Source organism: Bradyrhizobium sp. C9 (assembly GCF_002532045.1).
Taxonomy (GTDB): Bacteria; Pseudomonadota; Alphaproteobacteria; order Rhizobiales; family Xanthobacteraceae; genus Bradyrhizobium.
In genome coordinates this window covers 168,902-182,069 of record NZ_NWTG01000004.1, presented here as the reverse complement: position 1 = coordinate 182,069, position 13,168 = coordinate 168,902, and the positions used below count along the sequence as shown (strand labels likewise).

The following is a 13,168-nucleotide window of genomic DNA, read 5'->3' as shown; positions in this document are numbered from 1 at the left end:
CCCCAGCGTCGCGCAGCATTGACGTAAGGGGTAATGGGTCCTGGCTTTCGCCAGGACGACAGTGAGTGTGTTGCACGATATGTGAGCTACCGTGCTATTGCGACATCTCGCCTTGCGCGCCGCGGTTCACGCTGCACTCCTCGTCTGGCCTTGCTCGCTGCTGTTCGGCTGAACCGGTCCGAGCAGGATGCGCCGCTGCATCTCGTCAAAGGCGAGATCGGCGTTCTTCTCTCGCGTGACCAGCGACAGCAGGATCGCGACCGCGAACGATAGCGGCATGCTGATGATCGCTGGATTGCGCAGCGACACGAACCACCATTGATGCTCGATCGCGGCCAGCGGCTTGCCGAGAATATCGACCTGGATGGTCGGCGACAGATAGATCAGCACCAGCGAACTCAGCGTGCCGACGAGGATGCTCGCCACGGCCGCAGGCGTCGTGAAGCGGCGCCAGGTGATGGCGAGCACCAGCGATGGGAAATTGGCGGCGCAGGCGATCGAGAACGCAAGGCCCGCCATGAAGGCGACGTTCTGGCCCTCGAACGCGATGCCGAGAAAGATGGCGAAGATCGCGATCATGACTGTTGCGATACGCGCGACCTTGAGCTGCTCGGCCTCCGAAGCGGTGCCGTTGCGGATCACGTTGGTCCAGACGTCGTGGCAGAGCGTGGCGACGCCCGACAGCGTCAGCCCGGCGACGACGGCAAGCATGGTCGCGAACGCGACCGCACAGATGAAGCCGAAGAAGGCGTTGCCGCCGACCGTGAGCGCGAGCAGGGGCGCTGCCATGTTGCCGCCGCCTCCGGCCTTCGCCACCGCGTCGGCGCCGACCAGCACCATGGCGCCGAAACCGATGATGAAGACCATGAGATGAAAGACGCCGATCAGGCCGGTGGCATAGAGGATCGACAGCCGCGCGGCCTTGGCATCCTTCACCGTATAGGCCCGCATCAGCACATGCGGCATCGCGGCGGTCCCGAACATCAGGCCGAGCCCGAGCGAGATGGCATCCCATTGGCCCGAGACCACCTTCGATCCCGGCTGCAGAACCTTGGTGCCGTACTTCTCGGACGCTGCGGCGAACAGCTTAAGCGGGTTCATCTCGAAATGGGTCAACACGAGGAAGGCGAGCAGGATGCCGCCGCCCATCAGCAGCGCGGCCTTCACCACCTGCACCCAGGTCGTCGCCAACATGCCGCCAAACAGCACATAGACCAGCATGACGCTGCCGACCACGACGACCGACCAGGTGTAGGGCAGGCCGAACAGCAGCTTGATCAGCGATCCCGTCGCGACCATCTGGGCGATCAGGTAGAACAGAATGACGGCAAGCGTCCCGACGGCGCCGGCGAGGCGCACCGGGCGCTGGCGCAGCCGATAGGCCACGACATCGGCGAAAGTGAAGCGGCCGACGTTGCGCAGCGGTTCGACGATCAGGAACAGAATGATCGGCCAGCCGACCAGCCATCCGATCGAATAGATCATGCCGTCGAAGCCGTTCGAGGTGACGATGCCGGCAATGCCGAGCAGGGCGGCGGCGCTCAGGAAGTCACCGGCGAGGGCCCAGCCGTTCTGCCACGGCGTGACCTGGCCGCCGGCGGCGAAGAAGTGTTCGGTGGTGCGCGTGCGCCGCGCGGCCCAATAGGTGATCGCCAAGGTCAATGCCATGAAGGCGAAGAAGAACCCGATCGAAAGCGTGCTGCTGCCCATCTTGCTCTGCTCCCTCAGCGAAGATCGCGGACGCCGGCATCGAGCACCCGGTTCGCCCACAGCACGTAGACCAGGCAGAGCGCGAACGAGGAGATGATGACGAGCGGGCCGAGCACAATGCAGAGCGACAGGCCAGGCACCAGGATGGTGCCGAGCAGCGGCTTGTCGAACGCGAACAGCCCCATGAAGCCGAAATAGATCACGATCATCGCGGCACTGAGCACCAGCGCGACGATCAGCCGCTTTTTGGCCAGCTTCTTGGTCAAGGCGGCGCTGACGCTCGGCGCCGGATCGGGTTTGCCGGGAATAACCACGTTCATGCTTGCCCCCTCTAAAGATTCAGCGCGCGCGACCTTGCGCCAATCGAACGAGCTTCAGCCGGGCCCCGAGGGAAGGGAACTATGGATTTTTGCAATCTGCCGTGCGCGGCTGCGGCAGGGCATCGCCCAGCGTGACCTGCATGTCGGGGTCCTGCTTCAGGGTATTCTTCAGAAACGCGCGGACCGCACGGATGCGCGGGGCAAATTGCAGGTCGCTGTGGACGTTGAGCCAGACCTCGCGAAAGGTGCCGGCGAGGGCGGGCAGCACGGGGATCAGGTCGGGCCGGTCGTTGGTGGCAAAGCTCGGCAGCATCACGATGCCGAGGCCGCCGGCCGCGGCGTTCATCTGTGCGATCATGCTGTTGGAGTGGAAGGCGATCTTCGGCTCCTCGATGACGTCGGCAAGCCAGCGCACCGAATCGACCTGGATCAGATCCTCGATGTAGGAAACGAACCAATGGTCGGCGAGGTCGCGAAGGCTTGCAGGCATGCCGTGATGGTCGAGATAGCTCTGGCTTGCGAACAGCCCGAGCCGAAACTTGCCGATGCGCTCGGAGATCAGGCCCGGGCCCGGTGGCCGGAAAAACGATACGAACAGATCGGCTTCGCGCTTGTGCACGTAGACCGTCTGCGCTGACGTGACGAGTTCGACGGAGAGTTGCGGCGCGGTGCGCCGCAATTTCGCAAAGCGTTGCGCCAGATAGAGCGAGGCGATCCCCTCCATGGTGGCGAGCCGCACGGTCCCGATCAGTCCCTGGGTGTCGCTGGCGCTGGCCTCCTCACGAATGGCGATCACCGCGCTCTCGACCCGCTCGGCATGACGCAGCAAGCGCTCGCCGACTTCGTTGAGCTTGAGCCCGGTGCGGTGGCGTTCGAACACCGCGATCCCGAGGGAAGCTTCCATCTGGGCGATCCGCCGGCTCACGGTGGAATGATCCAGCCGCAGCCGCTTTGCTGTCTGGCTCAAATTTCCGGCGCGAGCGGCGCAGAGAAAGACCCGGAGATCGTCCCAGTTGATCGTATCGAACATGACCTGCCTCCGGATTTACGGCCCCTGTCAGGAAAGCAATTCCCGTTCCAACGCGCCGACGGCTCCGATCCTTCGCAACCGACCTTGCGACAATTCCCATGCATGCCGGGAAGGCCGGGATGATACCGCTTCACCTCCCTGGTCCTAGCCGGAATTTTCGTCATGCTCCCTCGTTTCAAGGCTGCTGCCGTCCACGCCGCGCCCGTCTTCCTCGACAGCCGGGCGACCACCGAAAAGGCGGTCGCCATCATGCGCGAGGCGGCCAGGGCCGGCGCCGAGCTGATCGCGTTTCCCGAAACCTACATTCCCGCCTTTCCGGTCTGGGCCGCGCTGTGGCCGCCGATCGACAATCACGATCTGTTCGTGCGGATGGCGGAGCAGTCGGTGCTGGTGGACGGACCGGAAGTGGCGCGGCTGTGCGCCGAAGCGCGCGGCCTCGGCGTCACCGTCTCGATCGGCATCAGCGAGCGCTCGATCGTCAGCGTTGGGGGCCTCTGGAACTCGAACCTGTTGATCGGCGAGACCGGCGAAATCCTGGTCCATCACCGCAAGCTGGTTCCGACCTTCTATGAGAAGCTGGTGTGGTCGTCGGGCGATGGCGCAGGCCTCAAGGTCGCGGAGACGCGGCAGGGCCGGATCGGTGGGCTGATCTGCGGCGAGAATACCAATCCGTTGGCCCGCTTCGCGCTGATGGCGCAGGGCGAACAGGTGCACATCTCGAGCTGGCCGCCGATGTGGCCCACAAGGCGCCCGGCAGGCGGCGGCAATTTCGACAACGTCGCCGCCAACCGCATCCGCGCCAGCGCCCACTGCTTCGAAGCCAAGGTCTTCGGGATCGTCACCGCCGGCTACATGGACCCGCCGATGCGGGCCTTCCTGATTGAACGCGACAGGACCATCGCGGACGTGATCGACCAGACGCCTCGCGCGGCGAGCTTCTTCGTCGATCCGACCGGTGGCGTCTTTGGCGATGAATTGCAGGACCAGGAAGGGATCGCCTACGCGGAGATCGATCTCAATCGCTGCGTCGAACCGAAGCAGTTTCACGACGTGGTCGGCTACTACAACCGCTTCGACGTCTTTGGCGTCACGGTCGACCGCAGCCGGCTGACCCCGGCACGCTTTCGCGATGGCGAACAGCCGATGCCGAAAGCGCAGGACGAGGCAATTCCGTCCGTCGACGCTGACGCCGTATCGAATGGGCAGAGGCGCGAACACCGGAGCTGACCAAGAGCTGGATATCAGACATCGCAGTGCCCGGCGCTTTTGATCGGCGCGGAAACGAGCACCGTTGCCAATGCGGAAATCTATGGCTACGTTTTGCCCTAGGTTAGTCCCCAAGCGCTCGTTCGATCGGCCGGACGCTCATGCCCAAATTCCTTCGCATCGGAGTCCATCAGTCGAACGTGTCCGGATACACGTCGAAGGCATGGTGCATTCGACGGACTGGCTCGACGGTCTTCCTGAAATGGGGCGCCGTGGAGGTTCAGGGCGCTGGAGCCGGACGCAAGGTCTACTGGACGTTTCCACCGCAGGAAAAAACCGTCCGTTGCCGTACGGTGCCGCGCGCCCAGGACTACACCAAGGCGGCCATCGCGCGGCGACGCAGCCATAGCTATGAACCGCTGGCGGGAAATATTGCGAACCGGCGCCGGACCGCGGACCGAGGCTCGGAGCTCAAACAGGCGCTCGCCACGATCCTCTTTGTCGACATCGTCCGGTCCACCGAAAAGGCCGCGCGGCTGGGTGACTCGCGCTGGGCAACGGTGATGAATCACTACTACGCCGCCGTTCGCCGCGAGCTGAAGGCCTTGCGCGGCAAGGAGGTCGTGACGACGGGAGACGGCGTGCTGGCGACGTTCCGCGCGCCCGCTGCCGGAATCAATTGCGCGACCGCGATCGTCAAGGCCGTGCGGACGCTCGGGCTCGAGATCAGGGTCGGACTGCACGCGGGTGAATACAAGGTGAGCGGCGCGGAGGTGATAGGTCTAGCGTTTCACATCGGTGCGCGCGTCGCCGCCAAGGCACGTGCCGGCGAGGTGCTGGTCTCGAGCGCGGTCAAGGACCTGATGCCAGGATCAGCCATCCAGTTCAAGGATCGCGGCGCGCACCAGCTCAAGGGCGTGCCGGAGCGATGGCGGCTCTACCGGGTCGAACATTGAGGTGTCCTGCCCGACATCGGTGTTCCGATCGACGTGGACGCGACGCCGCCATGTCCGTGCGCTCTAGCCCTTGCGGGTCGAGATGCTCTCCCGAATCCGTTCCAGCCAGCCGATGATGGCGCCGAGCGCCTGATCGCCTTTGCCGAGAAGGCCCGCCAACTCGCGCTCCGCACTGCCGCGCCGCGTGGCGTCGGGTTCGGGCAACGGCGGAAGAATGTGGGAGTAGTAGGTCTTGTCGAGCAGCCGGTGCAGCAGCCGTTCGCCCGGGAATGGTTCGTTGTTGTTCAGGGCGCGGGCCCCCTTCAGGATGGTCCGGATATCATATTGCGTGGGGCTGATGTCCGGCACCTGCTTGGGGAGTTTGAGCAGCGTGTACACCGCGATACGCGCGGTGCGGACCGAACTGTCCATCGTGAAGATGATGTCGTTCGACGTTTCCACGAACTGGCCCATCAGGCCGAGATTGGTGCAGCCCGCGGGGACCGGATGCGGCCGGTCGCCCGCCGCGCGAGGCATGAACATCGCGGTGATGTACGGCATCAAGGCGAGGCGGGCCTTGGTGTTCGCCACTACGGCGTCCAGCTTGTCCTCGATGCCGAGGTGATAGCAAAGCTCCGCCAGGATTTCGCGGCCGGTGCAGGCCGGCATCGGCTTCTTGACGTAGTTGCCCTCCTTGTCCATCAGCAACGCATAGACCCAGACGACCAGGACGTCCTTGGGCTGGGTCGGAAAGTGTGGCTGCCGGTTGCAGGTGAAGCTGAGCACCCAATTGGAGTCGGTGAAGGTGATGATCCCGCCGGTCACCGTCTTGCCGGAATAGGGATCGTTGACCGAAAGCTCCTTCAGGCGGTCGACGAAGGGCGACGGCTTGCAAGTGAGGGTGACCGACTCCCACATCGATTTGTCGACATTGCCGTAGAACTTTTCGGGCTTGCCGAAGATCGGCGATTTCTTCGCCAGGTTCGTCCACAGCGTCCAGTCGCTGGCTTCGCCCGGATCATGCTTGCCGCGCGCAAGAACCGGGGCGTGGTCCATGTCGCCGTAGGCGGTGCCCTCAGTCATCGATCCCGTGAGCGCAAAGACGAGGTCTTTCGGACCGACCGGAATCCTGGTGTCGGCGCCGCCCACCTTGGCGTGGATCGCAGTCACCGTGCGAGCATCGCCGTCGACTTTGATGTCGAGATCGTGGACACGCGTGTCGAACTGTATCTTGACGCCGCGCTCGCGCAGATGGGTCACCAGCGGACGGACGAAGCTGTCGAACTGGTTGTACTTCGGGAAGATCAGCGCCGACATGTCGGTCAGCCCGTCGATCGCATCGAGGAAGCGATGCATGTAGAGCTTCATTTCGAGCAGGCTCTGCCAGTTCTCGAAGGCAAACATCGAGCGCCAGAGGAACCAGAAATTGGTCTCGAGGAAGCCCGAGCTGAAATATTGCTCGATAGTGATGTCGTCGAGATCCTCCTTACGCTTCAGGAGCAGGCGGATCAATTCCCATTGCTGCGGTTTCGACAGGCCGAGCGTCGAGAAGTCGCGGATCTGGCCGCGCTTGTGCATCAGCCGCGCCTTGGAAAAGTTCGGATCGTTGTCGTTGACGAGCCGGTATTCGTCGAGAACGCTGTATCCCTCGGGCAATTCGAGCGCCTGCACGTCCTGGAACATGTCCCAGAGATTGTCGTAGTTCCAGTTCATCTCGCGGCCGCCGCGGATGATGTAACCGTTCTCGGGATCGCCGGCGCCGTCGAGCGAACCGCCCTCGATGTGCATCGTGTCGAGGACGGTGATGTCCTCGCCCTTCATGCTGCCGTCGCGGATCATGTAGAAAGCCGCGGCCAGTCCCGCGATGCCGCTGCCGAGATCCAGGCCTTGCGGGCTTCGACCGGCCCCTTTGGCACGGGACGGTTGCGCATGTATGCGCCCATCATGTCCGGCGGCGGCAGCGTGTTGTGGCTGCTGTTGTGCCAGTAGCGCCTGGACGCGTCGGTTTCGACCTCGAAGGAATTGGGAGAGGTGCTGGAAGATGCGACGTCAGTCATGGCGGCCTCGCTGGAACGCGTTCAGTTGACCCTGACTGTAGCGGTCCGACCTGTCAATTTCATGGCCCCCGGGAGGTATTCGCGGAAGCTGCAACCAGTGCGCGATGCGTCATTGCGGCAATCAGGCATCCCTGAACCGAACGCGTTCCCGTCGCGCCAGATTGTCTGCACGTCCGCGTTTGGACCGTCGTCAGGGCTTCGTCGCGGCTAGCGCGCACCGAGGATGCGCTGCCATAGCGTGCCGCCGAGTACCTTCCAGCCGAGACAAAAGTACAGCACGATCAGCGCGAACAGCAGCAGGGCGGGGCCGCCGGTCAGGCTGAAGCCGTCCTTGGTGGTCTGGCCGGTGGCGGCGCCTATGGTGTAGCCGCCGCCGAAGAACACGGTGATGAAATCGAGGAAGCCGGCAAGGCCGCGGCGCCAGAACGGTTTTGCGAGGGGCGGTGGCTGTTCGGTCGACATCAAAGATTGCTCTCTGGCCGCTGTTGGTGCTGCTCAAGCACTTGCGCAGGAGAACTGGCACGGATCTCACGTCCGCGCAGTTTCCGGGTTTTGAACAGTCCCATGATTGCGGGCGGCCCGGCAAAGCCGGCCACCACCAAAACGACGGCCCAGACGCGCGTCAGATCGCTTAATCCGGCCATGCCTGCCGATATGACAAAGCCAGCGGCTGCGGCCACCCATTGCGATGAGGCGAAATCCTTCTCCTTGTCGATCGGCAGGGCCGCCCAAAGTCTCAGCACCCCTGCGCCAACCAAGACCCAACCGCTAGACAGGACCCCCGTGTAAATATACGCCGCTTCGTGCCCCTCGAAAGGAAGCCAATTCTTCAAGGTGTTTCCGTGGAACGAGAACCAAAGCAATTGGCTGTCCTTAAAGCCAAAAAACAAATTCACCACGCCGATCGCCAGCGTGAATAGCCCAAACAGAAAGCCGGACGTTCCGCTCAATTTGGCCGCTCTCGACGCACTCAGATCGGTTGATTGCGTCAATAGTCGGCGTCCGCACAGAAGCGCCGAGAGAACGATCACCGCCAATACAATTCTTGATTCCACGCCCGTGACTCGCCTTGCGACGCACGTGTCGCCAATCAATTCTGGACTAGCGGCCCTTCGTCACGCTGCCTTGAAACTATCTCCACCGTGTCGTTGCGGCGAGAAGAATTTCGAATGTGTCGGCAGTCTTGCCGAGAAGCCGCGCCGCCGCTCAGGTGAAGGCGACCTCGATCCGGTTGTCGGCCTTCGCGGTGATGCGGCAGGCCCGCGACAGTGCGTCGGCGGCAATCGCGAGCTTGAACTGGTCGGGAATGCCCGAGGTCGACAGCACCTCGATCGTCGCGGTGTCGCGCGACAGCCCGCGCACCGTGCAGTCGATCGTAGAATGGCCGGCATTGAAGCTGATCGTGCCGGCCTTGAAGACGCGCCGCGCGGTCGGCGCAACCGACGGCGCCCGCTCGACCCAGGCCAGCGCCCGATTGCGGCCGGCCTGCTTGGCGCCGTACATCGCAAGGTCGGCGTTGCGCAGCATGTCGTCGAAGCAGTTGCCGGGCGACAGCACCGCGCCGCCGAGGCTGCAGGTGACGCCGATCGTTCCGGCCGGCGTCTCGATCCGCGTTCCCGCGATGGCGGCGCGCACCTTCTCGAGCACGCCCATTGCCTGGTCGAGCCTGGTGTGCGGCAGCAGGATGCCGAATTCCTCGCCGCCGAGCCGGCCGACCACGTCGGAGCCGCGCACCGCGCCGCGCGCGGCATCCGCCACCGCCGCCAGCACCATGTCGCCGACCGCACGTCCATAGGTGTCGTTGACCTGCTTGAAGTGATCGACATCGAGCACCGCACAGGAGAGCGGGCTGACATGGCGCGTCGCCAGCGCGGTCAGCCGTTCGCCTTCACCGCGGAAGGCGCGCCGTGAGGAGCAGCCGGTGAGGCCGTCCTGCATCGACAGGTTCCGCAGCTTCAATTCGTCGACCGCGATCGCGGCGAGATCGACCAGCATGCTGGTCTCCTCGGCGCCGAAGTCATCGCGCGGCCGTGTGTCGATTGCGCACAGGCTGCCGATCACGGTGCCGGACAGCTTGAGCTGTGCGCCAGCATAGAAGCGGACGAACGGCGCTCCACGCACGAAGATGTTGTCTGCGAAACGCGCGTCGCGCAGCATGTCGGGGACGACCAGCGGCTCGTCCAGCGTGATGGTCACATTGCACGGCGCCGGGCGCCGGTCGGTTTCGCGCAGGTCCAGCCCGTCGGAGGCCTTGAACCATTGCCGGTGGCCGTCGATGAAGGTCATCGTCGACATCGGTACGCGGAACATTTTGCGGCATAGCGAGGTCAGGCGATCAAAGGCCAGCTCGCGCGGCGTGTCGAGGATGTCGAGTTCCGCGAGCGTATCGAGGCGACTCGCCTCGCGATCATGCGCAGTGTGCATCGGGCTACCTCCGGCGGCGGCACCCTCGCCGAAAGGCGTTAATGGTGCGTTGACGCAGCCAACGGCGTTTGCCGTCCGCGGTTTCATCGCTCTTAGCGGGCGACGAGGCAAAACACGTCATGCGCAACCAGGCCGCGACCGTTCTGATTGGCGTCCTTTGCAGCGTGGTGACGTATTTCAGCGCCGCACGACTGTACCAATGGGCCGAGACCGGACAGCTCGCGATGATGTCGCGGAAGACATTCGACGAGCCTGAGTTCATTTCCTGGGGCGACGACCGGATCGGCTTCGTGCTGCTGTTTGCGCTCTATCTGTTTTTCCTCAAGACCGGACTACACGGCATGCTGGTCACGTGCCGCGACGTCTGGCTGCGTGGCCGGGGTTGGGAACCATGATCGATTATCTGGTCCAGGCACTGGTCGAAGCGATCTTCACAAAGACCGGTCGCGGGCTGTGGGGTCTCCTCGGTCTGCGGCCGCACGACGTCGTGTCGATGATCAGCGGAATGATATTCTGGGCCTTCGTGAGCATATTCGCTTACGCCAAGATGCATGGGTAAGAGCTCAATGCCGGCAGGCGGCGCCCACCGACGCGCGCTCTTGCCAAAATAGTTAGCCCCGATTAACCAGCCTTCCGCATCAACCTTGCCGTTTAAGACTGTCGCAATCGGCAATAATTATTGAGTATCTTGCGACCGGCGATTCCCGTTAAGGGACCGTGTCGCCGCTTTGGCAAATTTTCGGCGATTTTTGGGGACATTGAACCGCATGTGCGGCATCGTCGGCATTCTTGGACGCGCTCCGGTCGCGGAGCAACTGGTGGATTCGCTGAAGCGGCTGGAGTATCGCGGCTATGATTCGGCCGGTGTCGCCACGCTGGAGAACGGCTCGCTGGCGCGGCGCCGCGCCGAGGGCAAGCTGAAGAACCTCGAGGCTCGGCTGCAGGCCAAGCCGCTCGGCGGCCACACCGGCATCGGCCACACCCGCTGGGCCACCCACGGCAGGCCGACCGAGAACAACGCACATCCGCACGCCACCGAACGCGTCGCCGTGGTGCATAACGGCATCATCGAGAATTTCCGCGAGCTGCGCGATCACCTCGAAGCCAAGGGCGCGGTGTTCTCGACCGAGACCGACACCGAGGTCGTGGTGCATCTGGTCGACGATCTGCTCAAGGGCGGCGTCGCGCCGGTCGAGGCGGTGAGGGCGGTGCTGTCGCAGCTGCGCGGCGCGTTTGCGCTCGGCTTCATCTTCGCCGGCCAGGACGATCTGATGATCGGCGCCCGCAACGGCCCGCCGCTCGCGGTCGGCCACGGCGAGGGCGAGATGTATCTCGGCTCCGATGCGATCGCACTCGGGCCGTTCACCGATACGATCAGCTATCTCGAGGACGGCGACTGGGTGGTGCTGACCCGCAAGGGCGCCACGATCTTCGACAAGGACAACGCCATCGTCCACCGCGAGGCGATCAAGCACACGACGGCGACCGCTTTGGTCGACAAGGCGAACTATCGCCACTTCATGGCGAAGGAGATCCACGAGCAGCCGGAAGTGGTCGGGCACACGCTCGCGCGCTACGTCGACATGGCGACCGAGCGCGTCGCCCTGCCGGTCAAGCTGCCGTTCGATTTCAAGGATATCCAGCGCATCTCGATCACGGCCTGCGGCACCGCGAGCTATGCCGGATTTGTCGCAAAATACTGGCTGGAACGGCTGGCGCGCGTTCCCGTCGAGCTCGATGTCGCCTCCGAATTCCGCTACCGCGAGGCGCCGTTGCGCAAGGGCGACCTTGCGATCTTCATCTCGCAGTCGGGCGAGACCGCCGACACGCTGGCGGCGCTGCGCTACGCCAAGTCGCAGGGCGCGCACACGCTCTCGGTCGTCAACGTGCCGACCTCGACGATCGCGCGCGAGAGCGAGACCGTGCTGCAGACGCTGGCCGGTCCCGAGATCGGCGTTGCCTCGACCAAGGCGTTCACCTGCCAGCTGATGGTGCTGGCCTCGCTCGCGGTTGCCGCCGGCAAGGCGCGCGGCGAGCTCTCCGATGCCGACGAGGCCAAGCTGGTGCATGGCCTTGTCGAAATTCCGCGTCTGATGTCGGAAGCGCTCACCTCAGAGCTGCAGATCGAGAAGCTGGCGCGCGAGATCTCCAAGTCGCGCGACGTGCTCTATCTCGGCCGCGGCACCAGCTATCCGCTGGCGCTGGAAGGCGCGCTGAAGCTGAAGGAAATCTCCTACATCCATGCCGAGGGCTATGCCGCCGGCGAGCTCAAGCATGGGCCGATCGCGCTGATCGACGAGCACATGCCGGTGGTGGTGATCGCGCCGTACGACAAGGTGTTCGAGAAGACCGTCTCCAACATGCAGGAGGTCGCCGCCCGCGGCGGCAAGATCATCCTGATGACCGACGCCAAGGGCGCCGCGGAGGCGACCATTCAGTCGCTGGTGACGATCGTGATGCCGGACATGGGGGCGACCTTCGCGCCGATGGTCTATGCCGTTCCGGTGCAGCTGCTCGCCTATCACACTGCCGTTGTCATGGGCACCGACGTCGATCAGCCCCGGAATCTGGCCAAATCGGTCACGGTCGAATAGCCGCAAGCCGGGCCGTCACACGGCCCCTTCAAAAATGCGTCAGAATGGCTTAGCTGGGTGGTGGGCAACGGCCGCTTCGATGCCGCTTCGACGACCTTGGAACCGCAATGACCTCCAACCAAGTGCCTCCCGTCACGGGTGAATTGCCCCCGGATGCCCCGCGCGGGCTGATGGCGCGTTTCCGCAACTATTTCCTGACCGGTCTGGTGGTGGCCGGACCGGTTGCGATCACGCTCTATCTGACCTGGTGGTTCGTGAACTGGGTCGACAATCTGGTCCGGCCGTTCGTACCTACGGCTTACCGGCCGGAAACCTATCTGCCGTTCGGGCTGCCCGGTTCCGGCCTGATCGTTGCCGTCATCGCGCTGACGCTGCTCGGCTTCCTCACTGCCAACCTGATCGGGCGAACCCTGGTCGATCTCGGCGAGCGGCTGCTCGGCCGGATCCCCGCGGTGCGCGCGATCTATCGCGGCCTGAAGCAGGTGTTCGAGACGCTGTTCTCCGGCAACGGATCGAGCTTCCGCCGCGTCGGCCTGGTTGAGTTTCCCTCGCCCGGGATGTGGTCGATCGTGCTGATCTCGCAGGCGCCGAGCGCCGAGCTCGCCTCCAGCTTCCCCGGCGAGGAGGAGCATATCTCGGTGTTCCTGCCGTGTGCGCCGAACCCGACCACCGGCTTCTTCTTCTACGTGCCGAAGAGCAAGATCATCGAGATCGAGATGAGCACCGAGGATGCCGCGACGCTGATCATGTCGGCCGGCGTGGTGCAGCCCGGCACCAACGATCAAAAGCGCGCTGCGGCGCTTGCCGGCATGGCCAATGCCGCGCGCATCGCCAACCAGGCCTCGTTGCAACCGGCCACGCAGCCCGCGCCGGCGAAGGTGGAGTAGGGCGA

General features: G+C 64.1%; 12 protein-coding genes and 1 pseudogene. 6 read left to right on the top strand and 7 right to left on the bottom strand.

Features of this window, described 5'->3' with window-relative positions; genetic code table 11:
- Positions 1–126: 126 nt before the first annotated feature.
- The 3 genes from CO675_RS11160 to CO675_RS11150 all read right to left on the bottom strand — a co-directional run bounded on the left by CO675_RS11160 (position 127) and on the right by CO675_RS11150 (position 3,060).
- Positions 127–1,710, bottom strand: a complete 1,584-nt coding sequence (locus CO675_RS11160) for a solute symporter family protein (RefSeq protein WP_097671982.1) — start codon at positions 1,708–1,710, stop codon at positions 127–129.
- 14 nt (positions 1,711–1,724) lie between these two features.
- A complete protein-coding gene (locus CO675_RS11155) occupies positions 1,725–2,030 on the bottom strand; it encodes a DUF485 domain-containing protein (protein ID WP_097671981.1) in 306 nt (101 codons plus the stop codon).
- A 79-nt stretch (positions 2,031–2,109) separates the two neighbouring features.
- Positions 2,110–3,060, bottom strand: a complete 951-nt coding sequence (locus tag CO675_RS11150) for a LysR family transcriptional regulator (RefSeq protein ID WP_097671980.1) — start codon at positions 3,058–3,060, stop codon at positions 2,110–2,112.
- 162 nt (positions 3,061–3,222) lie between these two features.
- Between CO675_RS11150 and CO675_RS11145 the strand changes: the two genes are divergently transcribed.
- A complete protein-coding gene (locus tag CO675_RS11145; RefSeq protein WP_097671979.1) occupies positions 3,223–4,287 on the top strand; it encodes a carbon-nitrogen hydrolase family protein in 1,065 nt (354 codons plus the stop codon).
- A 140-nt stretch (positions 4,288–4,427) separates the two neighbouring features.
- Entirely contained in the window at positions 4,428–5,222 is a 795-nt protein-coding gene (locus tag CO675_RS11140) for an adenylate/guanylate cyclase domain-containing protein (RefSeq protein ID WP_097671978.1), read from the top strand.
- A gap of 63 nt (positions 5,223–5,285) precedes the next feature.
- Here CO675_RS11140 and CO675_RS11135 read toward each other — a convergent pair.
- The 4 genes and pseudogenes from CO675_RS11135 to CO675_RS11120 all read right to left on the bottom strand — a co-directional run bounded on the left by CO675_RS11135 (position 5,286) and on the right by CO675_RS11120 (position 9,682).
- Positions 5,286–7,258, bottom strand: a pseudogene (locus CO675_RS11135) (oleate hydratase).
- Between the two features lie 207 nt (positions 7,259–7,465).
- Entirely contained in the window at positions 7,466–7,720 is a 255-nt protein-coding gene (locus CO675_RS11130; RefSeq protein ID WP_097671977.1) for a hypothetical protein, read from the bottom strand.
- Positions 7,720–8,313: a hypothetical protein gene (locus CO675_RS11125; protein ID WP_143278945.1), complete on the bottom strand. Its 594-nt coding sequence runs from the start codon at positions 8,311–8,313 to the stop codon at positions 7,720–7,722. The genes CO675_RS11130 and CO675_RS11125 overlap by 1 nt, the downstream gene beginning before the upstream one ends.
- A 151-nt stretch (positions 8,314–8,464) precedes the next feature.
- The gene (locus CO675_RS11120) at positions 8,465–9,682 is read right to left on the bottom strand and encodes a GGDEF domain-containing protein (RefSeq protein ID WP_097671975.1); all 1,218 of its coding nucleotides are present in this window, start codon (positions 9,680–9,682) and stop codon (positions 8,465–8,467) included.
- A gap of 119 nt (positions 9,683–9,801) precedes the next feature.
- On the opposite strand from CO675_RS11120, the gene CO675_RS11115 reads away from it, so the two are divergent.
- From CO675_RS11115 to CO675_RS11105, 4 genes are all read left to right on the top strand, one after another.
- Positions 9,802–10,077, top strand: coding sequence for a hypothetical protein (locus CO675_RS11115; RefSeq protein ID WP_097671974.1), 276 nt, complete (start codon positions 9,802–9,804; stop codon positions 10,075–10,077).
- Entirely contained in the window at positions 10,074–10,241 is a 168-nt protein-coding gene (locus CO675_RS40460) for a hypothetical protein (RefSeq protein ID WP_158231212.1), read from the top strand. The genes CO675_RS11115 and CO675_RS40460 overlap by 4 nt, the downstream gene beginning before the upstream one ends.
- A gap of 208 nt (positions 10,242–10,449) precedes the next feature.
- Positions 10,450–12,276 carry a glutamine--fructose-6-phosphate transaminase (isomerizing) gene (gene glmS, locus CO675_RS11110; protein ID WP_097671973.1) on the top strand — a complete coding sequence of 609 codons (1,827 nt, stop codon included), beginning with the start codon at positions 10,450–10,452 and terminating at the stop codon, positions 12,274–12,276.
- Positions 12,277–12,383: 107 nt separating this feature from the next.
- Positions 12,384–13,163 (top strand): DUF502 domain-containing protein, encoded by a 780-nt coding sequence (locus CO675_RS11105; protein WP_097671972.1) that lies wholly within the window; start codon positions 12,384–12,386, stop codon positions 13,161–13,163.
- The last annotated feature ends 5 nt before the right edge of the window (positions 13,164–13,168 follow it).

Coding starts and splice junctions, on each gene's coding strand:
- CO675_RS11115 (WP_097671974.1), top strand. CDS start 9,802: ATGCGCAACCAGGCCGCGACCGTTCTGATTGGCGTCCTTTGCAGCGTG.
- CO675_RS11160 (WP_097671982.1), bottom strand. CDS start 1,710: ATGGGCAGCAGCACGCTTTCGATCGGGTTCTTCTTCGCCTTCATGGCA.
- CO675_RS11145 (WP_097671979.1), top strand. CDS start 3,223: ATGCTCCCTCGTTTCAAGGCTGCTGCCGTCCACGCCGCGCCCGTCTTC.
- CO675_RS11130 (WP_097671977.1), bottom strand. CDS start 7,720: ATGTCGACCGAACAGCCACCGCCCCTCGCAAAACCGTTCTGGCGCCGC.
- CO675_RS11140 (WP_097671978.1), top strand. CDS start 4,428: ATGCCCAAATTCCTTCGCATCGGAGTCCATCAGTCGAACGTGTCCGGA.
- CO675_RS11105 (WP_097671972.1), top strand. CDS start 12,384: ATGACCTCCAACCAAGTGCCTCCCGTCACGGGTGAATTGCCCCCGGAT.
- CO675_RS11150 (WP_097671980.1), bottom strand. CDS start 3,060: ATGTTCGATACGATCAACTGGGACGATCTCCGGGTCTTTCTCTGCGCC.
- glmS (WP_097671973.1), top strand. CDS start 10,450: ATGTGCGGCATCGTCGGCATTCTTGGACGCGCTCCGGTCGCGGAGCAA.
- CO675_RS40460 (WP_158231212.1), top strand. CDS start 10,074: ATGATCGATTATCTGGTCCAGGCACTGGTCGAAGCGATCTTCACAAAG.
- CO675_RS11120 (WP_097671975.1), bottom strand. CDS start 9,682: ATGCACACTGCGCATGATCGCGAGGCGAGTCGCCTCGATACGCTCGCG.
- CO675_RS11155 (WP_097671981.1), bottom strand. CDS start 2,030: ATGAACGTGGTTATTCCCGGCAAACCCGATCCGGCGCCGAGCGTCAGC.